General features: G+C 68.4%; 24 protein-coding genes and 1 tRNA gene. 16 read left to right on the top strand and 9 right to left on the bottom strand.

Annotated elements, in window-relative coordinates; translation table 11 throughout:
* Window positions 1–112 precede the first annotated feature (112 nt).
* Entirely contained in the window at window positions 113–829 is a 717-nt protein-coding gene (locus tag ACWDTS_RS20230; protein WP_450118891.1) for a flavodoxin family protein, read from the bottom strand.
* Between the two features lie 294 nt (window positions 830–1,123).
* Between ACWDTS_RS20230 and ACWDTS_RS20235 the strand changes: the two genes are divergently transcribed.
* Entirely contained in the window at window positions 1,124–1,732 is a 609-nt protein-coding gene (locus ACWDTS_RS20235) for a hypothetical protein (RefSeq protein ID WP_450109763.1), read from the top strand.
* A 49-nt stretch (window positions 1,733–1,781) separates the two neighbouring features.
* Here ACWDTS_RS20235 and ACWDTS_RS20240 read toward each other — a convergent pair whose 3' ends face one another.
* Window positions 1,782–2,933: a GIY-YIG nuclease family protein gene (locus ACWDTS_RS20240; protein ID WP_450109762.1), complete on the bottom strand. Its 1,152-nt coding sequence runs from the start codon at window positions 2,931–2,933 to the stop codon at window positions 1,782–1,784.
* Between the two features lie 89 nt (window positions 2,934–3,022).
* Between ACWDTS_RS20240 and ACWDTS_RS20245 the strand changes: the two genes are divergently transcribed.
* Entirely contained in the window at window positions 3,023–4,060 is a 1,038-nt protein-coding gene (locus ACWDTS_RS20245; RefSeq protein ID WP_450118892.1) for a hypothetical protein, read from the top strand.
* 73 nt (window positions 4,061–4,133) lie between these two features.
* On the top strand, window positions 4,134–4,739 hold the full coding sequence (locus tag ACWDTS_RS20250; RefSeq protein ID WP_197256319.1) for a putative glycolipid-binding domain-containing protein: 606 nt from the start codon (window positions 4,134–4,136) through the stop codon (window positions 4,737–4,739).
* Here the strand turns inward: ACWDTS_RS20250 and ACWDTS_RS20255 are convergent.
* On the bottom strand, window positions 4,715–6,085 hold the full coding sequence (locus ACWDTS_RS20255) for an amidase (protein ID WP_450118893.1): 1,371 nt from the start codon (window positions 6,083–6,085) through the stop codon (window positions 4,715–4,717). The genes ACWDTS_RS20250 and ACWDTS_RS20255 overlap by 25 nt on opposite strands.
* Window positions 6,073–7,035, bottom strand: a complete 963-nt coding sequence (locus ACWDTS_RS20260; protein ID WP_450118894.1) for a prephenate dehydrogenase — start codon at window positions 7,033–7,035, stop codon at window positions 6,073–6,075. The genes ACWDTS_RS20255 and ACWDTS_RS20260 overlap by 13 nt, the downstream gene beginning before the upstream one ends.
* Window positions 7,036–7,083: 48 nt before the next feature.
* Between ACWDTS_RS20260 and ACWDTS_RS20265 the strand changes: the two genes are divergently transcribed.
* The 3 genes from ACWDTS_RS20265 to ACWDTS_RS20275 all read left to right on the top strand — a co-directional run bounded on the left by ACWDTS_RS20265 (window position 7,084) and on the right by ACWDTS_RS20275 (window position 8,257).
* Complete coding sequence (locus ACWDTS_RS20265; protein WP_197256317.1) at window positions 7,084–7,644, top strand: tRNA adenosine deaminase-associated protein; 561 nt, start codon at window positions 7,084–7,086, stop codon at window positions 7,642–7,644.
* The gene (locus ACWDTS_RS20270) at window positions 7,645–8,112 is read left to right on the top strand and encodes a nucleoside deaminase (RefSeq protein ID WP_450118895.1); all 468 of its coding nucleotides are present in this window, start codon (window positions 7,645–7,647) and stop codon (window positions 8,110–8,112) included.
* Window positions 8,113–8,166: 54 nt separating this feature from the next.
* Window positions 8,167–8,257, top strand: a tRNA-Ser gene (locus ACWDTS_RS20275).
* A 46-nt stretch (window positions 8,258–8,303) separates the two neighbouring features.
* Here the strand turns inward: ACWDTS_RS20275 and ACWDTS_RS20280 are convergent.
* The 3 genes from ACWDTS_RS20280 to ACWDTS_RS20290 form a co-directional block, all read right to left on the bottom strand.
* Window positions 8,304–9,116, bottom strand: a complete 813-nt coding sequence (locus ACWDTS_RS20280; protein ID WP_248675247.1) for a cytochrome c oxidase assembly protein — start codon at window positions 9,114–9,116, stop codon at window positions 8,304–8,306.
* Complete coding sequence (locus tag ACWDTS_RS20285; protein ID WP_248675248.1) at window positions 9,113–9,595, bottom strand: DUF2243 domain-containing protein; 483 nt, start codon at window positions 9,593–9,595, stop codon at window positions 9,113–9,115. Before ACWDTS_RS20285 ends, ACWDTS_RS20280 begins: the two co-directional genes overlap by 4 nt.
* Before the next feature lie 111 nt (window positions 9,596–9,706).
* Complete coding sequence (locus ACWDTS_RS20290; RefSeq protein ID WP_450118896.1) at window positions 9,707–11,218, bottom strand: DUF222 domain-containing protein; 1,512 nt, start codon at window positions 11,216–11,218, stop codon at window positions 9,707–9,709.
* Window positions 11,219–11,451: 233 nt separating this feature from the next.
* On the opposite strand from ACWDTS_RS20290, the gene ACWDTS_RS20295 reads away from it, so the two are divergent.
* The 4 genes from ACWDTS_RS20295 (at window position 11,452) to ACWDTS_RS20310 (ending at window position 14,510) form a co-directional block, all read left to right on the top strand.
* Window positions 11,452–12,339 carry a universal stress protein gene (locus ACWDTS_RS20295; protein ID WP_450118897.1) on the top strand — a complete coding sequence of 296 codons (888 nt, stop codon included), beginning with the start codon at window positions 11,452–11,454 and terminating at the stop codon, window positions 12,337–12,339.
* A 56-nt stretch (window positions 12,340–12,395) separates the two neighbouring features.
* On the top strand, window positions 12,396–13,895 hold the full coding sequence (locus ACWDTS_RS20300; RefSeq protein WP_197252097.1) for an amino acid permease: 1,500 nt from the start codon (window positions 12,396–12,398) through the stop codon (window positions 13,893–13,895).
* A 61-nt stretch (window positions 13,896–13,956) separates the two neighbouring features.
* Window positions 13,957–14,271, top strand: a complete 315-nt coding sequence (locus ACWDTS_RS20305) for a hypothetical protein (protein ID WP_197252098.1) — start codon at window positions 13,957–13,959, stop codon at window positions 14,269–14,271.
* A gap of 23 nt (window positions 14,272–14,294) precedes the next feature.
* Window positions 14,295–14,510, top strand: a complete 216-nt coding sequence (locus tag ACWDTS_RS20310) for a hypothetical protein (protein WP_197252099.1) — start codon at window positions 14,295–14,297, stop codon at window positions 14,508–14,510.
* Between the two features lie 32 nt (window positions 14,511–14,542).
* On the opposite strand, the gene ACWDTS_RS20315 is transcribed toward ACWDTS_RS20310, so the two are convergent.
* The gene (locus tag ACWDTS_RS20315; RefSeq protein ID WP_450118898.1) at window positions 14,543–15,013 is read right to left on the bottom strand and encodes a VOC family protein; all 471 of its coding nucleotides are present in this window, start codon (window positions 15,011–15,013) and stop codon (window positions 14,543–14,545) included.
* Window positions 15,014–15,157: 144 nt separating this feature from the next.
* Between ACWDTS_RS20315 and ACWDTS_RS20320 the strand changes: the two genes are divergently transcribed.
* Window positions 15,158–15,844 (top strand): YceI family protein, encoded by a 687-nt coding sequence (locus ACWDTS_RS20320; RefSeq protein ID WP_450118899.1) that lies wholly within the window; start codon window positions 15,158–15,160, stop codon window positions 15,842–15,844.
* Here ACWDTS_RS20320 and ACWDTS_RS20325 read toward each other — a convergent pair.
* Window positions 15,825–16,760, bottom strand: coding sequence for a sterol desaturase family protein (locus ACWDTS_RS20325; protein ID WP_450109769.1), 936 nt, complete (start codon window positions 16,758–16,760; stop codon window positions 15,825–15,827). The genes ACWDTS_RS20320 and ACWDTS_RS20325 overlap by 20 nt on opposite strands.
* A 171-nt stretch (window positions 16,761–16,931) precedes the next feature.
* Between ACWDTS_RS20325 and ACWDTS_RS20330 the strand changes: the two genes are divergently transcribed.
* From ACWDTS_RS20330 to ACWDTS_RS20350, 5 genes are all read left to right on the top strand, one after another.
* Window positions 16,932–17,393, top strand: a complete 462-nt coding sequence (locus tag ACWDTS_RS20330; RefSeq protein ID WP_450109751.1) for an RrF2 family transcriptional regulator — start codon at window positions 16,932–16,934, stop codon at window positions 17,391–17,393.
* Between the two features lie 87 nt (window positions 17,394–17,480).
* Complete coding sequence (locus ACWDTS_RS20335; protein ID WP_197252103.1) at window positions 17,481–18,080, top strand: TetR/AcrR family transcriptional regulator; 600 nt, start codon at window positions 17,481–17,483, stop codon at window positions 18,078–18,080.
* A 41-nt stretch (window positions 18,081–18,121) separates the two neighbouring features.
* Window positions 18,122–20,461: an MMPL family transporter gene (locus ACWDTS_RS20340; RefSeq protein ID WP_450118900.1), complete on the top strand. Its 2,340-nt coding sequence runs from the start codon at window positions 18,122–18,124 to the stop codon at window positions 20,459–20,461.
* Window positions 20,462–20,503: 42 nt separating this feature from the next.
* On the top strand, window positions 20,504–22,231 hold the full coding sequence (locus ACWDTS_RS20345; protein WP_248675266.1) for an ABC transporter ATP-binding protein: 1,728 nt from the start codon (window positions 20,504–20,506) through the stop codon (window positions 22,229–22,231).
* A complete protein-coding gene (locus ACWDTS_RS20350) occupies window positions 22,228–24,126 on the top strand; it encodes an ABC transporter ATP-binding protein (protein ID WP_450109749.1) in 1,899 nt (632 codons plus the stop codon). The genes ACWDTS_RS20345 and ACWDTS_RS20350 overlap by 4 nt, the downstream gene beginning before the upstream one ends.
* Window positions 24,127–24,151 lie beyond the last annotated feature (25 nt).

Genomic DNA, 24,151 nt, shown 5'->3' on the forward strand with positions numbered 1-24,151 from the left:
ATGGTACTGCACTCGACAGGGTGTGGGAGAGTAGGACACCGCCGAACACCCGTTACCGAAGACCCCCACCGATTCCGGTGGGGGTCTTCGGCTTTTCTGGGAATGCACCACGTCACCGGTAGTCGGGATTGGGGAAGTCGAAGCGACACCCCGCATCCCAGCCAGAGCGCTGGTTTCCATGCGCCGGAATGCCGCCGGTGTCCTTGAGCAGCCGCGCCAGGTGCAGCAGATTCCACGTCATGAAGGTCGTGTTGCGGTTGGTGAAGTCGTTCTCCGGCCCGCCTGAGCCTGGATCCAGATAGGACGGACCCGGGCCGGCCTCCCCGATCCAGCCGGCGTCGGCCTGCGGCGGGATGGTGTATCCGATGTGCTGCAGGGAGTACAGAATGTTGCTGGCGCAATGTTTGACGCCGTCTTCGTTGCCGGTGATCAGGCAACCGCCGACCCGTCCGTAGTACAGATATTGTCCGGCGTCGTTGAGCAGGTGGGAGCCGCCGTAGAGCCGCTCGATCACCTGCTTGGTGATCGAGCTGTTGTCGCCCAACCAGATCGGACCGGCGAGCACGAGGATGTCGGCGGCGAGCACCTTCTCGAAGATCTGTGGCCACTCGTCGCTTGCCCAGCCGTGTTCGGTCATGTCGGGCCACACCCCGGTGGCGATGTCGTGGTCGACGGGTCGGATCACTTCGACCGAGACTCCTTGGACGTTCATGATGGCGGTGCTGACATCGATCAGCCCGTGGGTGTTGCTCACTTCGGGTGAGCGTTTGAGAGTGCAGTTGAGGTAGAGGGCACGCAAGTCGTCGTAGCGTGGTTGCGCGTCGGTCATGGCAACTCCCGTCCAGCCGGAGTCAACCGCGCGACGGGAAGTCAGCGGCGCGCTGCCGGCACCGCGCTGGTGTCTCGGCCGTCGGCGGCTGCGGTCAAGCTCTATTGCAGCACAATATTTTCGAGGTATTTCGAAGTTCGAAGAGCAACGAACGTCGGACAGCAGGACGGTTGTCTGCCGGCCCCCGCAGGCGAATCATGGAATCTGCGGTGGCCGAGGCTGCCGGCCGCCGGCGATGCCGGTGGTGGACGGTTGCTGCCAGGCCATCGAGAACAGCTCGGTGAGGCAGTTGTGATGTTCATTCAGGTGTGGCAGGGCGCGGTGCGTGATCGGGACGCGCTACTGGACTGCATGGAACGGTGGACCCGCGAATTTCGACCGGAGGCACACGGATACTTGGGCAGCACTTCGGGTTTCAGTGACGACGGTACCTGGGTCTCCGTCGTGCGATTCGAGTCCGAGGAGATGGCCCGCCGCAACAGCGAGCGCCCGGAACAGGGTGAGTGGTGGGCAGAGGTCGAGCGGTGCTTCGACGGCCCGATCACGGTCCACGATTGCCGGGACGTCGACACGTGGATGGGCGGCGGATCGGACGAGGCAGGTTTCGTGCAGGTGATGGAGGGCCATTGCGACGACCTGCCGCGGATGCGGGAGGTGCTCGCGGAAGGGGCCGATCGGGTGCACGAACTGCGCCCGGAGATCCTCGGTGGGACGCTCGCGGCGTACGGCGACGACGGCTACGTCGAAACCGTGTACTTCTCGTCCGAGGAAGAGGCCCGCGCACACGAGCGGATCGAGATTCCCGACGATCTGCGGCCGTTGTTCGAGGAGGAGATGCGGTTGCTGGGCGACGTGCACTACTACGACCTGCACGCGCCGATCCTGACGTCCGCCGGTAGGTGACGGATGGACTTCGGCCCGAGCGGCGATTGCACGCTCGGGCCGAAGGGTTTCAGGGACGCGGCCGGGGAGTGGGGCGCGGCATCGCCTTCGTCAGACGCGGAGCCCATCCGTGCGACGGCCAGCGCTTGAGACCCAACCGATCCGGGGTCACCCGGGTGTCGACGAACATCTTCTCGAGTTCCGGATCGGACTCCCCGAGGAAGCGATACAGGATCGTGCCGCCGTTCTCCTCGGTGCGCGAGGCGGCTTCCCAGCCCGTCGCTCGGTATGCGCCGCGGACGATGTTGTCGGCGACCACGAGTATCGGCAGTCCGTCGACACGGCGTGCTGCGGTGCCGGCCGGCCACGGCCGATCGGCGAGATCCCGGACCTGCTCCGGCGATGCCGATTTCGCCTCCGTGATCCGCAGGACGACGCACGGCGTCGGCAACTCCGGTGCAGCCTTCGCCGAGTACTGGCGGACGAGTTCGGCGATCGGTCGCGCAACCCGATCCGCCTCCGAGTCGCCGGTGGTCCCGGCAAGGTTCGTCAGTACGAATTCACCGCGATGCGATTCGAGCAGACCCAGCGCGGCGACCACCGCCTGCGCGGTTGCGCCGGCGGCGTGATCGCCGTCCGCGGCGGGAAGCAGATGGTCGGCGACGACGAAATGCTCCACCGCGTATCCCGAGTCGTACACGCCACGGACGCGGCGCAGCGCCGCGTCGATCTCGGGGGTGCTCTGGGGTGCGCTCTCGCCCGCAGCGGTGAGCTTGTGCGTCTCACCGAGCGCCGCCCAGGTGAGCGCGAAGATGCGGTTTCCGCGACCGCTGCCGATGTGCAGCACGGTGCGGTCCCGAGGGTCGAACAGCGCGTACACGTAGGCGCCGAGCTGATCGACGACGGTGGCCGGCAGCGGATCGGGAGTCGGGGTGCGGTCGTCGACCTCGGTGACGATCGCCCGCAGGACGGTCAGCCGCAGCGCCACCGGGACGGTTCCTGCGGAACCTCCGAACAGCTCCCGGTTCGCGGCGTCGACGGAACCGAAGGTGCGTCCGATGTTGCGGCTGAGGGCACCGAGTGCGTGGGTGAACTCCGTGAGCCGCTGCCGTGGGTCGTCCGCCGTCTCGGGCAGCTCGTTGCTGGTCAGAAACATCTGGATCTCGGGCGATTCCAGAAGCGTCTGGGCGATGTTCGGAGGAACTGTCCACACGGTGCGCATGAGGCGACTCTAGGCCAGACAACGGCCCCAGACCCCGCACCGCGCGCATCGTCCTCGATCGTCCCGTGTCGCGGCTACGCTCGTCGATCATGGACGGGGTCCGACTCCGCGGCAGGTCCGCGTCGCGGTTGCTGCGTGACGCGAGCGCCTCGTCGCGCATCGAAGGTTTGGTGATCGTTGCCGTCACAACGATCCTGCTGGTGCGTCTGTACCTGCATCTGACGGGGTATCCCCAGGTCGGGGGCGCGACCCTGCACATCGCGCATTCGCTGTGGGGCGGGTTGCTGATGGTCGTGGCATTGTGCGGGCTGCTCACCTATCTCGGGCGCACCCCGCACGCGTTCGGGATCGTCGCCGGAGGCATCGGCTTCGGGTTGTTCCTCGACGAGATCGGCAAGTTCCTCACCAAGACGAACGACTACTTCTATCGGCCCTCCGTCGCGATCATGTACGTCGTGGTGCTGCTGTTGCTGCTCGCCAACCGTGCGATCCACGGGTTCCGGCCGGTCACGGCCCGGGAGGATCTGGCGAACGCCGCCTCGACCGCGGTGGACGGGGTGATGCGCGGGCTCACACCCGCCGAGCGGGCCCGCGCGACCGCGCAGTTGAGATCCGCGCGGGCAGGTGGCGCGGACCCGGAAGCGGCCGACGAGATCGAGCGGTTGCTGGCCCGCTGCCGCGACCGCGACGACCGTCGGTCGCGGGTCGGTGCCGGCGTGAAACGGATGGTGCCGCCCGCCCTGCGCGGGGATCGCGGCACTTGGGCCGCGGCGGTGACACTGACGGTCTTCTCCGGGCTGATGCTCGTCCACGCGGTGGTCACCCTCGCCGACGATCTGAACGGCAGCGACCGCGACCTCACGGTGTGGTTCCAGTTCGTGGGGGTCACGGTGACGACGCTGCTGTGCGTGGTGGGGTTGACCGGGCTGTGGGGGCGGCGCGGGTGGGCGCTGCGGGTGTTCAGTGCGGCGGCCCTGATCACGGTGCTGTTCGTCGAGGTCGTCGACTTCGCGGTCGCGGAGTTCGGGGCCCTGCTCAATGTTGCCGTGGGTGCCGCGGCCCTGGCCGTGTTCTCGAATCGGCTCGCCGGCCGGGACCGTGACGAACCGATTGTTCCGGCCGTGTGAACAGGGAGTGGTTTCGAATCGAGCGCCGAGGCCACTTACCTGCCGTTCGTCGCTTACGGTAGACACCGTGAGCATGCCAGCCCCTGATGCCGCGAGCACTGCGGCGAGCAGCGCATCGACCTGGCCCGCGATTCTGACGTGGCGGGCGGTCGATGCGCCGCGTATGGAATCGGTCCGTGTGCAGTTGAGCGGTAGTCGCATCAAGTCGTCCGGCCGTATCGTCGGGGGTGCGTGCGCCGAGCATCCGGCCTTCAGTGCGTCCTACGACCTCGTGACCGACGAGAACGGTGTCACCCGCAGGTTGTCGGTGCGCACGACGCTGGCCTCGGGTGAGAAGCACATGTCGATCAGCCGGTCCGGTGAGGGAATCTGGATGGTCGACAACGGGACGCAGCATCAGCGGTCTGCGTTCGGTGGTGCACTCGACGTCGACGTGATCCTCAGCCCGTTCTTCAATGCGCTGCCGATCCGGCGGTACGCATTGCAGTCCGGCGCGGACGATCTCGAGGTTCCCGTCGTGTACGTGAACCTGCTCGATCTCAGCGTCGAGGAGGCGACGCTCATCTACAGCAGCGCCGCCGACGGCATCCACGTCATGTCACCGGTATCGAGTTCGACCGTCACGGTCGACGCGGACGGTTTCGTCGTCGACTATCACGGGCTCGCCGAACGCATCTGATCGTCCGGTGTGCCCTCGACGGCCAGGGCGAGCGCGAGCGCCGTGGACTCGCAGGGATGGCTGCCGTGTCCGCCGGGCCCGCTCGTCAGTCCGACGACTTGCAGGCCGACGGGGTGATCGTGGCCGTCCGGGGCCGGTACGGACAGTGCAGGGACCCCGAGCACATTGAACGGGATGCAGCGCTGCAGCAGGGGAGCACGCAGCTCGGCGGGGTCGCTGTCCACCGGCGCCGACCGCACCCCGGTGGTGACGGTGAGCAGGGCGTCGAGTCGTTCGGTTCGGCGCAGTCGCCGCAGCACCTCGCCGCGCAGGCGTTCGGCCGCGCGCAGCGCCCGCAGGTATTCGGAGGCGGGCCGGTCGGCCTGCGCGGCCAGAAGCGCCGCCGTCGGCGGGCAATATCTGCCGGGGTCGTCCTCGAACCACCGTTGATGCGTTTCGTACGCCTCGGATCCGGTGACGATCGGATACGCGCCGAGCATCTCGTCCGTCTCGGGCAGTGTCGTGTCCACGACCTCGGCGCCGAGGTCGCGGAGGGTGCGGCAGGCGGTGTCGAGCGCCGCGGCGACCTCGGCGTCGTCGATGTTCCAGATGCCGCCGCGCAGTACGCCCACGCGCAGTCCCGACACCGGGGTGCGCAGGTGCGCGACCCCGGGCAGCGCACCCCACGCCAGCCCCGCGTCGAGGACGTCGCCGGTGAGCAGGCCGATGTGGTCGAACGTGGTGGACAGCGGGAACACGCCGTCCAACGGCAGAGCGCCGCTGCTCGGCTTGAGCCCGACGATCCCGCACAGCGCAGCGGGTGTGCGGACACTGCACCCGGTGTCGGTGCCGAGCGCGAGCGGCACGATGCCCCTGCCGACCAGCACCGCCGAGCCCGACGACGAACCGCCGCTGATCAGCGCCGGATCGTGCGGGTGCGAGGCCGGACCGTCCGCGTTGACCAGACCGGTGGGGCCGTATGCGAACTCGTGCAGGTGCGTCTTGGCGACGACGATCGCTCCGGCTTCCCGCAGTTGCTCGACGATCCGGGCGTCCCGACGGGCCGGGGGTGCGTCGGCGAGGACGGCGCTGCCGCAGCGTGTCGGCATTCCCGCGACGTCGATGTTGTCCTTGATCGCGACGGCGACGCCGTGCAGGGGGCCGATCCAGCTGCCGGCGTCGAGCTCCGCGTCGGCGCGGGCCGCGGATTCGAGCGCGGCCGCGTCGTTGCGGGCGGCGACGATGTTGCTCCAGGGCGTGCCGTCGAGGGCGTCGAGTTCGGCGAGGACCTGCCGGACGTGGTCGGTCGCGGTGAGGTCGCGCTTGGCCAGGGCCGACGCGGTGTCGCGCAGATTCACGACGTCCACACCCCGCCGCGACGCCCGGCGTCGCGCAGCTGCTCGATCCAGTTGTCGTCGCCGGGAACGATCCCGGTGATGGGCTTGCGTTCGCGCTGCTCGTAGCGCTGCCGGGCCGCGTGGCCCGCGGACGTGAGGTCGCCGGTGCGGCCGTCGGCGAGCTGCTCGCGGGCGGTGCGCAGCACCTCGAGGGTTTCGTCGAGCGCCGCGAGCAGGGCGGTCGCGTTGCCCTCGCACATCGCGTCGACGAGCGCGGGTGCGGTCCCGGCGATGCGCGTGCCGTCGCGGAAGGAACCGGCCGCCAGCGCCAGCGCGAGGTCGCCGCCACCGGCCCCGGCGAGGGCGAGGGCTTCGGCGAGGATGTGCGGCAGATGCGAGATCCGCGCGACCGCCGCGTCGTGTTCCCCGGACTCGGCAGGCACGACCACCGAACCGCAGTCGAGGGCGAGTCCGGCGACCTGTTGCCACACGTCGGGGTCGGCTCCGTCGTCGACGGTCACCACCCACACGGCGTCGCGGAAGAGATCGGCGGTGCCGGCCTCCCATCCGGATTCGGCGGTCCCGGCCATGGGATGCCCGCCGACGAAGCGTGCGGACAGTCCCCGTGCCGAGACCGCCGCGGCGACCGCGGACTTCACGCTCACCACGTCGGTCAGGGCGACGTTCGGGGCGTGCTCGGCGACCGCGGCGAGTACCGAGTCGACCACAGGCATCGGCACCGCGACGACGACCAGCGCGTCGGAAGCGGCCGCGCGGCGCAGCACCGTGGGCAGGTCGGTGGAGGCGTCGAAGCCGTCGGCGATCGCGGCGTCGACGGCACCGGACGAACGGTTGTATCCCCAGGCTTCGCGGCCCGCGGCGACGGCGGCACGCAGCAGCGAACCGCCGATCAGGCCGAGGCCGAGCACGCAGACGGGCGGGGCGGAAACTGCACTGGACACCGCATCAGGTTGGCACATTCGCCATCGGACTTCATTCACGGGACCGGGCCGACTACCGTTGCGCGCATGGCTGCACAGCGTGTAGGGGACAAGAGCCCTTCGGTGACAACATCCGGGGCATCCGGTGCTTCGTCGGAGGACCTGGACGGCTTCGCCGTCGCTGTCACGCGGGAGGAAGGCCGGTGGAAGTGCCGGGCCCTGACTTCTGCTGCGTTGACGAGTTTGGCGACGGCGGAGACGGAGCTGCGAGAGCTGCGGAGCTCCGGCGCGGTCTTCGGTCTGCTCAACGTGGACGACGAGTTCTTCGTGATTGTGCGTCCGGCTCCGGCGGGGACGCAGTTGCTGTTGTCCGACGCGACGATGGCGGTGGACTACGACATCGCCGCCGACGTGCTCGAGGCACTCAACATCGAGATTCCCGACATCGACCCGGACGAGCTGGACGAGGTCGAGCCGTGGGAAGAGGGGGACCTGGCGATCCTCGCCGACATGGGTCTGCCCGAGCCGGTCCTGGCGGTGATCCTGTCGGAGACGGAGCTGTACCCGGACGAGCAGATCGAGGAGATCGCGCAGCGCTGCGGGTTCGACGACGTGTTGTCCTCCACCTTGGACAAGCTGCAGAAGTAGATGGGTCTGCGGGACGACGAGGAACTGATCCGGGTCGCGCTCGAGGCCGCGAAAACGGCACCCGCCGGGGACGTCCCGGTGGGTGCGGTGGTCTTCGCGGCCGACGGCACCGAGCTGGCACGTGCGGCGAACTCGCGGGAAGCGACCGGTGATCCGACCGCGCACGCCGAGATCCTCGCGTTGCGGGAAGCCGCGCGGGTGTACGGCGACGGGTGGCGGCTCGAGGGCGCGACCCTGGCCGTGACGCTCGAGCCGTGCACGATGTGCGCGGGCGCGATCGTGCTCGCCCGGGTCGGCCGGGTCGTGTTCGGGGCGTGGGAACCGAAGACCGGCGCGGTCGGGTCGCTGTGGGACGTGGTGCGCGACCGTCGCCTCACACATCGGCCCGCGGTGCGCGGTGGTGTTCTCGAGGCCGAATGCGCGGGGGTCCTCGAGGACTTCTTCCGCACCCACCGAGACCTTGCCTAGGGCTCTGACCAGCCGATTTCAACTCAGCGACGCGATCCGGTAAAGTCTTTTAGCGGTGGCGTGTCCGAGCGGCCTAAGGAGCACGCCTCGAAAGCGTGTGACGGGTAACCCCCGTCCGAGGGTTCAAATCCCTCCGCCACCGCCAAGAGTCCCCCACCTGTTCACGCAGGTGGGGGACTTTTTTCGTCCCGTCAGTGCGGGAGGGAACCGGCTTCGGGCACAGATCGGGCACTGTCTCGCGCACGGGTACGCGGCAGGAGCCAGGGGCGGCACACCAGTACGAGCAGCGCGATCTCCACCGGTGCCCCGACGTAGTACATCAGTTCGGCACCCGCGCGAGCCTGTTCGACGGGCACACCGTCGGGTGGATCGGCATAGATGACCTTCGCGAGGATGTTGTGCGCTGCGATCGCCAGTACGAGCGCCCCGGCGCGCCACGGTGGTGAGGCGCGGTGTGGGGCGGGATCCGGTCCACCCAGCACGGCGAAGGTGAAGAGATACCCGGCGGCCAGGACGTGCGCGTGCACCAGGACATGGAGTGCCGGTTCGGTGTGCGTCGCCGCGTACAGGCCGGTGCGGTAGAGCACCCACAGCCCGCCGATGTCGAGTACGCCGGCGACGAACGGGTTGGTCGGTACCGCGAACGGGGGCGATGCCAACGCCCGTGCCAGGAGCCGGGCCGCGGGAACGGGGAGTAGTCGCAGAGCAAGGGTGACCGGTGCCGCCAGCACGAGGAGCAGTGGACCGAGCATGCCCAGAAGTACATGCGCGGCCATGTGGGCGACGAAGTCGTCGTGGGCGCGATCGGCGATGGGACCGACGAGTGCCACGCCCACCGAGGCCCATCCGGCAACCCACGCCGACGTCCGTTTCACCGGCCAGCAGACCTCGCGGCGCCGCAGCCGGCGGACTGCGAGCAGATAGGCGGCGACCGCGCCGACAATCAGCAGGACGGTCACCCATTCGCCCGGACCGAGGAAGGCGCTGCCCGCGTGGTGGTTCATGCGTCAGAGGGGACGTCGGAGCGGCGGGCACGTCGTGCAGTCACGACCCACAACGCGATGCCGGCGGCCAAGAGAAGGGCGGCGACGATGTTCCATACGAGGTCGTAGGGCGTCAGGTTCACGTCGTAGCGGATCTGGTGGAGACCCAGCACCTTGTGTTGGAACAGGCCGTCGTAGAGCTGGAAGAACCCGGCTCCGGTCAGCCAGCCGGCGGCGAAGGCCGAAACTCGGAAGGTGCCGTCGCGCGCCAGCCCGAAGACCAGCATCAGGGCTGCGACGGTCGCGAACCAGCTGAACGCGTGGAAGAGCCCGTCCGAGACGAGTCCCGCATCGGAGGTGGACTTGTCGTAGAAGTGGTGCCAGTGCAGCAGCTGGTGGAAGACCGCCTCGTCGAGGAACGCCACGGTACCGAGTCCGAGCAGAATCCCGGCGACGATGTTGCGGCCGTGCTGTGTAGGGCGACGTGCCTGGGAGTCCATGCGGATTCACTCGCCTTCCGTTCATGCCGTAGGAGAGTCGGTACCCACACGGGTCGTTCCGAAACGAGTCGGGATTGTCCGTACGGGTTGATTCGTTGAGCCGGCGATCCGTTACGGAACCTCGCCACCGCTAGCATCCGCAACCGGTTCCCGCATCCATCGACGCCGGTGCTCGCGCAGCTCGGTTTCGCGGCGGGCACGATAGTGCGCCAACGCCGCCGACAACAGATCACCGAGGTGATGGCGGTGGTTGACCCGAGGCTTCTGCTCGGGGTCGATGTGCAGCGGCGGGATCCATTCGGTGCGGCCCGGATACTCCGAACCTGCCGGTGCGACGCGGGTTTGCCAGCCGCCGGGCCCGTCGTGCACTAGCGCATGACACGCGTCGCAGGCGAGGTCCTCGTTGGTGATGTCGGTGGCTCCACCGTCCCGCCATTCGGTGATGTGATGGACGGCAGTGAGTGTCGCGGGGGCGTCGCAGCCGGGGCGGGTGCAGCCACCGGAGGCGGCGATCAACGCCAGCCGTTGATCGGCCGACGCCAAGCGTTTCGCGCGGCCGAGGTGCAGGGGCCGGCCATGATGATCGAAAATCGCCAGAACCGGGTGGGCGTTCTCGGCCATCCGCAGCGCGTCGCGGATCGGCACCAGACCGCCGGAGGCGGTGGTCACGATGCCGGACTCCTCTTCGAGCTGTTTGACGGTCATGGTCAGGATCGCGGTCACCGGCAGCCCGCGGTGGCTGCCGAGCACACCCGACGACAAGATCTGCCGCAGGGCGACTTTCAACGCGTCGTGGTTGCGTTGCGCCGCGGTGCGGGTGTCGCGGGCCGCGGCCTTCGCCAGCGCGTCGCGGTCGAGGGTCTCGGATTCGACGTCACCGGAGGGTGATTCGGGGTCGTCCGGGTTGTTCATGCCGGGCCGGGCGAGTTTCGCCAGCACCGGTTCGAGCAGCGCCCGGGTTTCCGGGTCGAGGAGCCCGGAGATCGGGGTCATGAGATCCGTTCCTTGTTTGCCGATCCGCAGACCCCGGCGCCGCTTGCGTTCCTTCTCGTCCGGCACGTCCCCGTCCGGATTCAGATACGCGAGCAGATGCGCCCCGATCTTGGCGACTTCCTCGGGCGTCACCGAGCAGGCCGCGTCCGCGAGGATCTGCTCGGCGACGGTGATCTCGTCGAACCCGACCCCGTGCGGCACCTTCCGCATCACCTTCGCCACGGCCGCGACATGATCCGGTCCGATCGCGCCAGAGCGCGCCGCGGCAGCGGTGGCGGGCAGTTCCGGTTCCAGGTCCTCGCCGTCGAGGGAATGCCAGGTGCCGACCTTCTTCGCGCCTTTGACCCGCCGGGTCGCGTCCGCGGCGGAGATCCGCAGCGTGCCGATGAGGAAGTCGTTGATCGAGCGGCACCCGAGGTCCTCCGGGACCCGTCGTTCGACGGTCTCGACAATCATTCGATGGCCGACGGCTGCGGCCTTGCGCAGGACGGTTTCGAAGCGCTGGAAGAACTCGACCAGGTCGTCGTTCGACAAGCCGGTGAGGTCGTCTTCGAGCAGGCCGTCGACAGCCTCGTCGAGGGCGGACAGCCGCGCCCCGACCTCGCCTTCTCGCACCCCCATCGAAAGCATGTTCGAACTATATCGAGGGGGTCCGACAAGTAGCGGGGAAGCTGAGGCTGCGGCGCCGCGGTGGAGTGCTAACCGCAGCGCCATTTGGTAAATGTGTTGTTCGGATCCTCGGGCCTCACTCCGGTGGAGTGGGCGAAGGTGCTCGGCGTCGGACTGACGGTCTTCTTCGTCGCCGAAGCGGAGAAGTGGGCAATTCGTCGCATCCACGCCGGACGTGAGGGGCTGTAGAAGCTATGGAGACGTCATCCCTTCGGCACATCCTGGTCGCCACCGACCTGTCCGACGGTGCGACGCACGCGGTCCGCCGCGCCGCGCAGCTCGCCCGCGAGCATCACGCACAGCTCACCGCGGTGTATGTGCCGGCCTCCGCCGCACCGGAGAAGCTGCGGCGGGCGAATGCACTCCTGGCGGAGCATCTGTACCGATGCGTCGGCGACACAGCGCTCAATGACACAGCGGTCGGGGACACACAGGTCGACGGCGTGGTCCGGGCCGGTGACATCGTCTCCGTCGTCGGCGCCGTCGCCGGTGAGTGCGACGCCGACCTCCTGGTCGTCGGCGCGCACGGTGGGCGGCTGCCCATCGCGTTGCTGGGAAGCACCGCCGAACGACTCGTCGGAACCAGCGCCACGCCGGTGCTGGTGGTCCGGAATCCGTCCGATGGCCCCTACCGGACCGTTCTCCTGGCCGTGGACACCACTCCCGCATCCACGGCGGCCGCCCGCGTCGCGGCAGCGTGGACACCCGACGCCGACCACATCCTCGTGCACGTGTCGGTCGTCATGGGCGAACAGCTGATGCGAATGCACGGCGCCGACGACGTGGGATTGGCGCAGCTGCGGCACGTGAGCACCGAGCAGGCCCGCTCCCACCTCGACGACTTCGCCTCGACGCTGATCCCCGAACCTGCCGACAGCCGCATCGAATCCGGTCATGCCGCCACGAGAATCCCGGAAATCGCCGACGAGTACCGCGCCGAGCTGATCGTCGTCGGGACTGGGGCGCGTTCCGCACTCGAATACGCGATGCTCGGCAGCGTAGCCCAGCACGTACTGCGCTTTGCCGGCACGGATGTCCTGGTGATGCCGGACGGCGGATCGAGCTCGAAATCGGCTGTATGAGTTTCCACTCGCAGGGGTAGCCGCAGCGGTACCTTCCTCCAAGGAGAGGAGTTGCCATGACTCAGGTCGGCGGCGCACGCAGGAGCGGACTCTTCCGCACCAAATCGGTCGAGCAGTCCATTCGCGACACCGACGAACCGGATTCGAAGCTCCGAAAAGACCTCACCGCGTGGGATCTGATCGTCTTCGGTGTTGCCGTCGTCATCGGTGCCGGCATCTTCACCTTGACGGCCCGGACCGCCGGTAATGTCGCGGGCCCGTCGGTGTCCCTCGCCTTCGTGTTCGCCGCGATCGCGTGCGCCCTCGCCGCCCTGTGCTACGCCGAGTTCGCGTCGACGGTGCCGGTCGCCGGTAGCGCCTACACGTACTCGTTCGCGACGTTCGGCGAGTTCATCGCGTGGATCATCGGCTGGGACCTCATCCTCGAGTTCGCGCTGGCCGCGGCGGTCGTCGCCAAGGGCTGGTCGCTGTATCTCGGTGAGGTGATCGGCGGACTGTCGTCGTCCTTCATGCTCGGGTCGGTGAAGGTGGACTGGGGCGCCGTCCTCATCACCGTCGTCATCGGCGTGCTCATCGCGACCGGCACGAAACTGTCGTCGCGGGTGTCGCTGGTGATCACCTCCATCAAGATCGCGGTCGTGATCTTCGTCGTCGTCCTCGGCGCGTTCTACATCCAGGCGGACAACTACTCGCCGTTCATTCCGCCGTCGGAGGCGGGCGACACCGGTGAGGGTCTGCACCAGTCGCTGTTCTCGTTCTTCACCGGCGCCGGCGGCAGCACGTTCGGGTGGTACGGCCTGCTCGCCGCGGCCAGCCTGGTGTTCTTCGCGTTCATCGGGTTCGACGTCGTCGCGACGACCGCGGAGGAGACCCGGAACCCGCAGAAGGCGGTGCCGATCGGCATCCTCGGCTCGCTCGCGATCGTCACCGTCCTGTACGTCGCGGTCAGTCTCGTCCTCACCGGCATGGTGAACTACACCGAACTCGCCGGGGACGAGTCGACCCTGGCGACGGCGTTCGCGCTCAACGGCATGGACTGGGCGAAGAACCTCATCTCCATCGGCGCTCTCGCCGGCCTGACCACCGTCGTCATGGTGCTCATGCTGGGGCAGACGCGCGTGCTCTTCGCGATGGCCCGCGACGGCCTCATGCCCCGACGTCTCTCGCACACCGGCCGCCACGGCACCCCGGTCCGCACGACCGTCGTCGTGACGGTGGTCGTCGCGATCCTTGCCGGCCTGATTCCGCTGGGCACCCTCGAGGAGATGGTGAACATCGGCACGCTGTTCGCGTTCGTCCTGGTCTCGATCGGCGTGATCCTGCTGCGGCGCATGCGTCCGGACCTCGAACGCGGATTCCGGGTTCCCTTCGTGCCCGTGGTGCCGATCCTCTCGGTGCTCGCGTGCGTGTGGCTGATGATCAACCTGTCGGTGGAGACGTGGCTGCGGTTCGTGGTGTGGATGGTCATCGGCGTCGTCGTCTACTTCACCTACAGCCGGAATCATTCGGTTCTCGCGAGACAGAACGCGGACGGATCACCGACGTCCTCGCCTTGACCGGAACGGGCAGGGCGAAGGTGCGAATCGAATATTCCCGAGCATCCGACCGGAGGCCACGATGCCGCAGCGTCTGAGAATCGACCGGGGTTTCACCATCGGGGCGGGGGCCGTTCAGTGCTGGTCGTGGAACTGGCACGGCGAACCCGACGCCGATCGCGGGCCCGTCCTCTTCATCGCGGATCCGAAGGACGTCCCGCCCCAGCGCGTCGTGCTGGTGACCTACGACATCGCCAAGTGCCGGGCCGGCCCGAACGAGCTGCATCCGTCGGAAGTGTTCTACGAGTTCAAGATCCGGAACGACAGCAACATCACCGTGGCGTTCCGGCTGGAGATCGTCCTGCTCGACGACATTCCGGTCCGTGACACGACATGAGACGACACGAGAACGGAACCGCCATGAAGCTCACCGTCATCGTCGGTCCCGACGGCCAGGTGATCGGGACCGCCCACCACATCGACAGCGAGGAAGGCTCCGGGAGCGGTGGCCCGATCGCGGGTCCCGGTCAGTCAGTGCTCCTCATCGACGTGCCCCCGGACGTTGAGAACGTCCACGACGTCGACGAGCTGTACCGGTCGCTCGAACGCATCATCCGGTCCGGCACCCCCAAGTAACCCACCTGCACGTCAGCCGAGCTGCTCGAACGTCAGCGGAGCTGCTCGAACAGGGACACGATGATCCCGTCGGGTCCCCGCACGTAGGCCATGCGCACGCTGTTCTCGTACGTGCCAATGCCGCCGACGAGTCCGTACCCGTCCGCGGCCATCGCGTCGAGGGCCGCCTGCAGGTCACCGACCTCGAAGGACACGTTGCGCAGCCCGAGTTCGTTGGGCATCGCCGTCGGAGATCCGGGCACGTGGTCGGGCGTGACGAAGGCCGAGAGCTCGAGCCGACACCCGCCGTCCGGCGGCCGCAGCATCACGATGTTGCAGTGCGTGCCGGGAAGGCCGCAGACGGTCTCCGGGAACTCGCCCTCCACGGATCCGGTGCCCTCCACCTCGAATCCCAGTTTCACGAAGAATGCCGTCGCCGCGTCCAGGTCCGAGACGGTGATGCCGACGTGGTCGAAACGTCGTACGTGTGCCTGTCGTACGTGTGCCTGTCGTACGTGTGTCATGGGGAACCATCCTCCGAAGTTGTTTCGCCGGTTCGATTCTGGGACGGAGCCGCGGGCCGGGATCTCGACACGGCCCGAAAATCCGGAAGCTGACACCGCGCGCGGAACCTGCGAACCGCCGACACCGCAATTAGGGTCGTGGCCATGCGCAAACTCTGGTGGTCCCTCGCGGCGGTCGTCGTGATCGTGCTGCTCGGTTTCTTCGTCGTTCCGTGGGTGTACGGGACGTTCATCGCGGAGGACGACGCGCCCGCCGCGGCGGTGTCGACGTCCGGCGCGGAGGCCGCGACCGGCGACCTCGAGGGTGCCTGGACGATCACGCCCGGCTCGGAGGTCAATCGCACGGCCGCCGGGTACACCGTGCACGAGATTCTGCGCGGCGCCGACGTCACCGTCGTCGGCAGCACCGACCAGGTCACCGGATCCGCGACGATCGAGGCCGACAAGCTCACCGCCGCGGAGGTGACCGTGCAGGTCGCCGGGATCACCACCGACAGTTCGCAGCGCGACGGCCAGTTCCGGGGCCGGGTCATGAACACCGACACCTATCCGACCGCCACGTTCGTCCTCGCCGAACCGGTGGACCTGTCGGGAGTGCCGACCGACGGGACGACCGCGACGCTGCCGGTCGCCGGGACGCTCACCCTGAAGGAGCGGTCGCTGCCGGTGACCGTGGACGTCGAGGTGCTGCGCTCGGGCGCCGACCTCGTGGCCTCGGGCAGTGTCCCGGTGGTCTGGTCGGACTTCGGGGTGGAGGCCCCGAGCCTCGGATTCGTCACCGTCGACGACCGCGGCAGCGTCGACTTCCTGGTCAGCTTCGCGAAGAACTGACCGCCGCGGACCGGTCGGCCGGTACCCAACCGGGCGGCCCGAACACGTAGCCGAGCTTGTCGCGCCACGACGACGCGGACCGCCAGTCCCGCGCGATCGCCCGGTACTCGTGGGTCTGCAGATCCCAGATGTTGTAGGTGCCCACCGGCTTGGTGAGCCCGTAGGTGGGCCGGTGGGTTTCGGGCCGGAACGTGCCGAACATGCGGTCCCACACGATGAACATGCCCGCGTAGTTGCGGTCCAGGTATTCGGGATCGCACCCGTGGTGCACCCGGTGGTGCGACGGTGTGTTGAACACGAACTCGATCGGCCGGGGGAGCGTCCCGACCCGCTCGGTGTGGACGAAGAACTGGTAGACGAGGTTGACCGAGAACCCGACGAACACCATCCACGGGGGAATGCCGAACAGCGGCAACGGGATCCACATGAGGATCTCGCCGCTGTTGTTCCACTTCTGACGCAGCGCGGTCGCGAAGTTGAAGTACTCGCTCGAGTGATGCGCCTGATGGGTGGCCCAGACGATGCGGACCCGGTGCGCGATGCGGTGGTACCAGTAGAACAGCAGGTCGACGCCGACGAGCAGGATCACCCACGTGTACCAGGCGTCGGCGGGCAGGTGCCACGGCGCCACGTACACCCAGATCGCCGCGTAGCCGACGAGCGCGACGACCTTCCACACCGCGCTGGTCGCGATGGACACCAGTCCCATCGACAGGCTCGCGCGCGCGTCACGGAACTCGTAGCCGCCGCGCGGCGGGCGGGTCCTGCCGTCCGCGCCGGGTTCGACGTGTTCGAGGGTGCGGGCGGCGGTCCACTCGAGGATCAGGAACAGCAGGAACGCCGGGATCGCGAGCGCCACCGGATCCTGTAGCGGCTCGAGCAGCGAACCCCACGAGTGGACCACGGTCTCCCACATGTCGCCCTCCGGTGTCGTGCGGACAGGCATTCAATCTACCGAAATGTGTCAGGGGTCACTCCGGGTGGTTCCGGGGCCGCGACCCCGACCGTCCGGTCCTGGCATACTTTCCCCCTGGTCGGATAGGAAATCCGGTGGCGTCCGCGAGGGGAACGGCGAGGAGGGGCGGCAGTGCACATCACCGCGAGGGTGGATTACGCCGTGCGCACGTTGCTCGAGCTGGCGGCCGCGGGCGACGCCCCGGCCAAGGCCGAGGGGCTGGCGAAGGCGCAGCACATCCCGCACAAGTTCCTCGAAGCGGTGCTGGCGGATCTGCGGCGCGGCGGTCTGGTGCGCAGTCGCCGCGGACCGGAAGGCGGCTACTGGCTCGCGCGGCCGGCCGACGAGATCTCCGTCGCGGACATCATCCGCACGGTCGAGGGCCCGCTGGCGTCGGTGCGGGGGGAGCGACCCGAGGACGTCGTGTACACGGGCCCGGCGGAGAGGCTGCGGGATGTGTGGATCGCGCTCCGGGTGAACCTGCGCGCGGTCCTCGAGGAGGTCACGCTCGCCGACATCGTCGACGACGACCTGCCCGGCTTCGTCTCCGAGCTCATTGCCGATCCGGGAGCGTGGACCCGCCGCGAGGTGTGATCTACCGCATGGCTGCCCGGCGAGTGTGGGCAACCACATAAAACTGCACAAGTCTGCAAAGTTACAGAGTTCTGCAAGTTCTGTACGTTGGATGACGTGACCGAACTCGGACTGCGCGACCGCAAGAAGGCTGCCACCAGGGCTGCCCTCGGCGCCGCCGCAGCCCGTCTCGCCCGGGCTCGGGGCATCGAGGCCGTCACCGCCGACGCCATCGCCGCCGAAGCCGGCGTCTCCACGCGCACCTTCCACAACTATTTCGCCAGCAAAGAGGAAGCGGTCCTCGAGCACCTCGACGCTCTGCTGCAGAACTGGCTCCAGCGGCTGCGCGACCGGCCGTCGGACGAACACGTGTGGGATGCGATCGAGGCGGCGGCACTGGAGGTCGTTGCCGAGATCGACGACTTCGACGAGCTGTGCGCGATGTTCGAACTCGTCGAGCAGAGCCCGTCTCTCGTCTCGCGCAGCATCGAGCTGCAGACGCGGACGGGACCGCTGCTGGTCGAGGCGATCGCCGAACGCAGCGGACACGACTCCGGCACCGACATCTACCCCGTGCTGCTCAACTACTGCGCAGCGGCCGCGATCCGTGCGGCCATCGATCTGTGGATCGCCGGAACCTCCGGCGCGCAATCCCCCGAAGACCTCATCCGCGCCGCGTTCGCGCAATTGCGGCAAGGAATCTCGTAGTCGGCTTTTCCGCCTGCGACACATCCGAAGAAAGGCGCCTTGTGGCTACCTACCTGTATCGGATCGGCAGATTCGCCTACCGGCGGAAAGGCACGGTCCTGTCCCTCTGGATCGCGATCCTCGTCCTGTTCGGCGTGGGTGCGGCGACCCTGTCCGGACCCACCACCGACTCGTTCTCCATCCCGGGCACCCCGGCGCAGCAGACGCAGGACCTGATGGCCGAGCGTTTCCCGAACGCCGGCGACCCGATGAACGCGCTCAGCGCGCGTTACGTGTTCGCCGCGCCGGACGGGCAGACCCTCGACGAGCCGCAGAACATGGCGGCGATGAACGACGTGCTCGCCGCGGTCCGCGGGATCGACCGCGTCGCACCCGGTGCCAAGGTCGACCCGGTCGCCGCAACCCCCGAGCAGCAGCCCGCGCTCCTCGTCGACCCGGTCACCGCGAACGCGGGCCTCGTCGAGCAGATGAAGGCCGCGGCCCGGCAACAGGGCGGCACCGAGGAAGCCGCGCTCGCGGACGCCGCCGCGCTGTCGCCGCTCAGCCCCGATCGCACCGTCGGGTACGTCACCGTCCCGTTCCAGGGCAGCATCACCGACGTCGACGCCGCGCTGACGGACCGGATCGCCGCTGCCGCCGACATCGGCCGGTCTGCCGGCCTGAACGTGCAGGTCAGCGGCACCGCCGCGGCCGAAGCCGAAATGCCCGGTGGACTCACCGAGCTCATCGGCATGGGCGTCGCCGCGGTCGTCCTCGCCCTGACGTTCGGTTCGCTCATCGCCGCCGGTCTGCCGCTGATCTCCGCGATCATCGGCGTCGGCATCGGCAGCCTCGGCATCACCATCGCCACCGGCTTCGCCGACCTGAGCTCGATGACCCCCACGCTGGCCATCATGATCGGCCTGGCCGTCGCCATCGACTACTCGCTGTTCATCGTCTCCCGGTTCCGCCACGAGATCACCGTCACCGCCGACCGCGCCGAAGCGGCCGGACGCGCGGTCGGCACCGCGGGATCCGCCGTGGTGTTCGCCGGCCTCACCGTGATCGTGGCCCTGGTCGCGCTCAGCGTCGTCGGTATCCCGTTCCTGTCCGCCATGGGCTACGCCGCAGCGTTCACCGTGTTCATCGCCGTGCTCATCGCCATCACCCTGCTGCCGGCGATCCTGGGCCTGTTCGGCAACAAGGCATTCGCGGGACGCGTCCCCGGGGTGAAGGCGAACGATCCGGAAGCGGACACCGACAAGCCGGGTGCCGCCCACCGCTACATCGGCTGGGTCACCCGCAAGCCGCTGATTCCGCTCGTCGCCGGGATCCTGATCCTCGGTATCGCTGCCGTCCCGGCACTGAACCTGCGCCTCGCGCTGCCCACCGAGGCCACCGGCGATCCGCAGACCAGCTCCCGCCAGGCCTACGACCTCGTCGACGAGGCGTTCGGGCCCGGCCGCAACGGCCCGCTGCTCGTCGTCGCCGATGCACGCGAGGCGAACATGTCGGCGCCCGCCGCGTTCGGTGCGGTCGTGCAGGACCTGTATGAGCACGACGAGGTGGTCAACGCGCAGATCGTCGCCGTGAACGAGGCCGGCGATACCGCGCAGATCATGGTCACGCCGAAGTCCGGCCCCAGCGAGGCCGCCACCATGGATCTCGTCGCCGACCTGCGCGCCGGCGAGGCGGATCTCGAGGCCCGCACCGGCATCTCCTACGGCATCACCGGACAGACCGCCCTAGAAGGCGATGTCTCCGAGACCCTGCAGAGCGCCCTCGTCCCGTACCTCGCCGTCGTGGTCGGACTCGCGTTCATCCTGCTGATGCTCGTCTTCCGGTCGATCCTGGTGCCGCTCACCGCGACGCTCGGCTTCCTGCTCAGCGTCCTGGCGACCTTCGGTGCGACCGTCGCGATCTTCCAGGAAGGCTGGGGCGGTCTGATCTCGAACCCGCAGCCGCTGGTCAGCTTCATGCCGATCTTCCTGATCGGCGTGGTGTTCGGCCTGGCGATGGACTACCAGGTCTTCCTGGTCACCCGCATGCGCGAGGACTACGTGCACGGCGCGACCGCGAAGGAAGCCGTCCGGACCGGTTTCCGGCACGGCGCCCGGGTGGTGAGCGCCGCGGCGATCATCATGATCTCGGTCTTCGCGGCCTTCATCGCCGAACCCAACGCGTTCATCAAGTCCATCGGCTTCGCGCTTGCCGCCGCGGTGTTCTTCGACGCGTTCGTGGTGCGCATGGTCATCATCCCGGCCGTCATGGCGCTGCTCGGCGACAAGGCCTGGTGGCTGCCCAAGTGGCTGGACCGGATCCTGCCGAACGTGGACGTCGAGGGCGAGAAGCTCACCCGCGAACTGGCCGCGGCGTCCGAGCGGGACACGGTCCACGCGTGAACGATCACGGCGTGACGTGTCCGCCCAGGTAGGTTGATGCCCATGTTGGTCAGGCTTCTTCGGCGTTTCCTCGCGCCTCACGGTGGTGCACTGGTTGCAGTCGTCGTGCTGCAACTGGTGTCCACGGTGGCGATGCTGATCCTGCCCAGCCTCAACGCGGACATCATCGACAACGGTGTGGCCCGCGGCGACATCGGCTACATCATGCGCACCGGCGCGATCATGCTGGTGATCGCGGCGTTCGAGGTGGCCTGCGCGATCGGCGCCGTCTACTTCGCGGCCCGGACCGCGATGGCCGTGGGACGCGACATCCGGCTGTCGCTGGTCCACCGTGTCGGGCAGTTCTCCGCCCGCGAGCACGGCAAGTTCGGGGCGGCGTCGCTGATCACCCGCAACACCAACGACGTGCAGCAGATCCAGATGCTCGTCATGATGACCTGCACCATCGTCGTCATCGCTCCCATCATGGGGATCGGCGCCATCGTCATGGCGCTGCGCGAGGACCGGGGAACCTCGGTGGTCGTGGCTGTGGCGGTCCCCGTCCTCATCCTCACGATCCTGGGTCTGATGGCGATGATGCTGCCGTCGTTCCGGATCATGCAGACCAAGATCGACAACGTCAACCGGGTGCTGCGCGAACAGATCACCGGCATCCGTGTGGTTCGCGCGTTCGTCCGCGAGGACTCCGAGGGCGCCCGCTTCGACGCGGCGAACCTCGACCTCACCATGACGGCGCTGCGCGTCGGGCGGATCAACGCGGTGCTGTTCCCGGCCGTCATCCTCATCGCGAACGCCAGCACCGTCGCCGTGTTGTGGTTCGGCGGGCAGCGCATCGACAGCGGCGCGATGGAGGTCGGGTCGCTGACCGCGCTGATCACCTACGTCACCCAGATCCTCATGGCCGTGCTCATGGCCTCGTTCGTGGCGCTGATGGCGCCGCGCGCGGCCGTCTGCGCCGACCGCATCCTCGAGGTCCTCGGCACCGAGCCGTCGGTGTCGTGCGCGGAGAACGCCGTGACGGCACTGCCGCGCCCGGTCGCCGTCGAGTTGAAGGGCGTCGGTTTCTCCTACCCGGGCGCCGACGCGCCCGTGCTGCACGACATCGCGTTCCGGGCAGAACCCGGCACCACCACGGCGATCATCGGCGGCACGGGGTCCGGCAAGACCACCCTCATGCGCCTGATCCCGCGGCTGATCGACGTCACCGCCGGTTCGATCGAGGTCGGCGGAATCGACGTCCGGAACATCGACCCGGCGGCGTTGCGCCGCGAGATCGGCGTGGTGCCGCAGAAGGCGTACCTGTTCTCCGGCACGATCGCCGAGAACCTCCGGTACGGGCGGCCCGACGCCACCGACGACGAACTGTGGCACGCCCTCGAGGTCGCGCAGGCCGCGGACTTCGTGGCGGCCCTGCCCGAGCGGCTCGAGACGGTCGTCGCGCAGGGCGGCACCACCGTCTCCGGCGGGCAGCGGCAGCGCCTCGCCATCGCCCGCGCACTGGTCCGCCGGCCCTCGATCTACCTGTTCGACGACGCGTTCTCCGCGCTCGACCCCGCCACCGATGCCCGACTCCGGGAGGCCCTGGTGCCCGAGACCCGCGACGCATGCGTCCTGATCGTCGCCCAGCGGGTGTCGACCGTGCAGGACGCCGACCGGATCATCGTGCTCGACGACGGAGCGGTCGTCGGGTCCGGCACCCACATCGAGCTGCTGTCGTACTGCCGGGAGTACATCGAGATCGTCGAGTCCCAGCGGATGGCCGCCGTATGAGCACCCAGACCCCGACCCTCCCGGCCCAGCCGCAGAACGGACTCGCGTCGATCAAGCGGATCCTCGGGCTGCTGCACCCGCAGCGTTTCATCGTCTACGGCGTGCTGCTGATGGTGCTCCTCGGCGTGATCGCGCAGGCGGTCGCGCCGCTGCTGCTCGGGCGCGCCACCGACGTCATCTTCGACGGCGTCATCGGCCTGCAGCTGCCGGCCGGGCTCACGAAGGACGAGGCCGTCGCGCAGCTGCGCAGCGAAGGCAACGACCAGTTCGCCGACATGGTGTCCGGGACCGCCGCCGTGCCCGGGGAGGGCATCGACTTCGGTGCCCTCGGCCGGATCCTCTTCGTCGTCCTGGCGCTGTACCTGCTGTCGTCGGCGCTGATCTGGGTGGCCGCGTACGGCCTGAACGAGATCGTCCAGCGGGTGGTGCGGGACCTGCGGTCGCGGGTCGAACGCAAGATCCACAACCTGCCGCTGCGCTACTTCGACACCCACTCGCGCGGCGACCTGCTCAGCCGCGTCAGCAACGACATCGACAACGTGTCGACGGGCATGCAGGAATCGATCAGCCAGCTCGTGCTGGCCGTGCTGACCCTGATCGGCCTCGTCGTGATGATGCTGTGGATCTCGCCGCTGCTCGCGCTCGTGGCGCTGTTCATGGTGCCCGCGTCCGTCGTCGCGACGGCCCTGGTCGCGCGCCGGTCCCGCAAACACTTCGCGGCGCAGTGGGAAGCGACCGGCAAACTCAACGGCCAGATCGAAGAGGTGTTCACCGGCCACGAGATCGTCACCGCGTACGGGCGCACCGCCGACGTCGAGCGCAGCTTCGCCGAAACCAACGACGAGCTGTTCCGGTCCGCCTACCGTGCCCAGTTCGTGTCCGGCACCGTGATGCCGCTGGTGACCTTCCTCGGCAACCTCAGCTACGTGGGTGTCGCCGTGCTCGGCGGCCTGCGCGTGGCGTCGGGCACCATCACCCTCGGCGAGGTGCAGGCGCTGATCCAGTACTCGCGCCAGCTGGCCCAGCCGCTCGCCCAGATCGGTGCGATGGTGAACCTGCTGCAGTCCGCCGCCGCGTCCGCGGAACGGGTGTTCGCGCTCCTCGACGAGCCCGAACAGGAGCCCGAGTCCCCGGCGCCGACGTTGCCCTGGGGCCGGCACGGCAGCGTCGAATTCGACGACGTGTCGTTCTCGTACGATCCGGAGCGTCCGCTCATCGAGCACCTGTCGTTGCGGGCCGAACCGGGCCAGATGGTCGCGATCGTCGGCCCGACCGGCGCCGGAAAGACCACGCTGATCAACCTGATCCTGCGGTTCTACGAGCTGAATTCCGGCCGCATCCTCGTCGACGGTGTCGACATCACCTCGATGTCGCGGGCCGAGCTGCGGTCGCGGATCGGCATCGTGCTGCAGGACACCTGGCTGTTCGGCGGCACCATCCGGGAGAACATCGCCTACGGCAACCCGCATGCCACCGAGAACCAGATCCTGTCCGCGGCCCGCATGAGCTACGTGGACCGCTTCGTGCGTGCCCTGCCCGACGGTTACGACACGATCATCGACGAGGAATCGGGCAGCCTCAGCGCCGGTGAACGTCAGCTCATCACGATCGCGCGGGCCTTCGTGGCCAAGCCGTCCATCCTGATCCTCGACGAGGCCACCAGTTCCGTCGACACCCGCACCGAACTGCTCGTGCAGCAGGCCACCGCGCGGCTGCGCGACGACCGCACGAGTTTCGTCATCGCCCACCGGCTCTCGACGATCCGCGACGCCGACCGGATCGTGGTGATGGAGGACGGGCGCATCGTCGAGCAGGGCACGCACGAGGACCTGCTCCGCGCGGGCGGTGCCTACACCCGGTTGTACGACGCGCAGTTCCGTGCATTGGTGGACTGATCCCCTTTTGCGCTCGCTGAGCGTA

The sequence above is a fragment of the Rhodococcus sp. NPDC003383 genome, assembly GCF_053589115.1.

Bases quoted from the DNA above. Each gene is read 5' to 3' on its own strand.
- ACWDTS_RS20315 (WP_450118898.1), bottom strand. From the start codon at position 15,013: ATGACACACGTACGACAGGCACACGTACGACAGGCACACGTACGACGT.
- ACWDTS_RS20350 (WP_450109749.1), top strand. From the start codon at position 22,228: ATGAGCACCCAGACCCCGACCCTCCCGGCCCAGCCGCAGAACGGACTC.
- ACWDTS_RS20310 (WP_197252099.1), top strand. From the start codon at position 14,295: ATGAAGCTCACCGTCATCGTCGGTCCCGACGGCCAGGTGATCGGGACC.
- ACWDTS_RS20250 (WP_197256319.1), top strand. From the start codon at position 4,134: ATGCCAGCCCCTGATGCCGCGAGCACTGCGGCGAGCAGCGCATCGACC.
- ACWDTS_RS20230 (WP_450118891.1), bottom strand. From the start codon at position 829: ATGACCGACGCGCAACCACGCTACGACGACTTGCGTGCCCTCTACCTC.
- ACWDTS_RS20305 (WP_197252098.1), top strand. From the start codon at position 13,957: ATGCCGCAGCGTCTGAGAATCGACCGGGGTTTCACCATCGGGGCGGGG.
- ACWDTS_RS20290 (WP_450118896.1), bottom strand. From the start codon at position 11,218: ATGCTTTCGATGGGGGTGCGAGAAGGCGAGGTCGGGGCGCGGCTGTCC.
- ACWDTS_RS20300 (WP_197252097.1), top strand. From the start codon at position 12,396: ATGACTCAGGTCGGCGGCGCACGCAGGAGCGGACTCTTCCGCACCAAA.
- ACWDTS_RS20265 (WP_197256317.1), top strand. From the start codon at position 7,084: ATGGCTGCACAGCGTGTAGGGGACAAGAGCCCTTCGGTGACAACATCC.
- ACWDTS_RS20285 (WP_248675248.1), bottom strand. From the start codon at position 9,595: ATGGACTCCCAGGCACGTCGCCCTACACAGCACGGCCGCAACATCGTC.
- ACWDTS_RS20260 (WP_450118894.1), bottom strand. From the start codon at position 7,035: ATGTGCCAACCTGATGCGGTGTCCAGTGCAGTTTCCGCCCCGCCCGTC.
- ACWDTS_RS20345 (WP_248675266.1), top strand. From the start codon at position 20,504: ATGTTGGTCAGGCTTCTTCGGCGTTTCCTCGCGCCTCACGGTGGTGCA.
- ACWDTS_RS20235 (WP_450109763.1), top strand. From the start codon at position 1,124: ATGTTCATTCAGGTGTGGCAGGGCGCGGTGCGTGATCGGGACGCGCTA.
- ACWDTS_RS20280 (WP_248675247.1), bottom strand. From the start codon at position 9,116: ATGAACCACCACGCGGGCAGCGCCTTCCTCGGTCCGGGCGAATGGGTG.
- ACWDTS_RS20320 (WP_450118899.1), top strand. From the start codon at position 15,158: ATGCGCAAACTCTGGTGGTCCCTCGCGGCGGTCGTCGTGATCGTGCTG.
- ACWDTS_RS20245 (WP_450118892.1), top strand. From the start codon at position 3,023: ATGGACGGGGTCCGACTCCGCGGCAGGTCCGCGTCGCGGTTGCTGCGT.
- ACWDTS_RS20295 (WP_450118897.1), top strand. From the start codon at position 11,452: ATGGAGACGTCATCCCTTCGGCACATCCTGGTCGCCACCGACCTGTCC.
- ACWDTS_RS20325 (WP_450109769.1), bottom strand. From the start codon at position 16,760: ATGTGGGAGACCGTGGTCCACTCGTGGGGTTCGCTGCTCGAGCCGCTA.
- ACWDTS_RS20240 (WP_450109762.1), bottom strand. From the start codon at position 2,933: ATGCGCACCGTGTGGACAGTTCCTCCGAACATCGCCCAGACGCTTCTG.
- ACWDTS_RS20270 (WP_450118895.1), top strand. From the start codon at position 7,645: ATGGGTCTGCGGGACGACGAGGAACTGATCCGGGTCGCGCTCGAGGCC.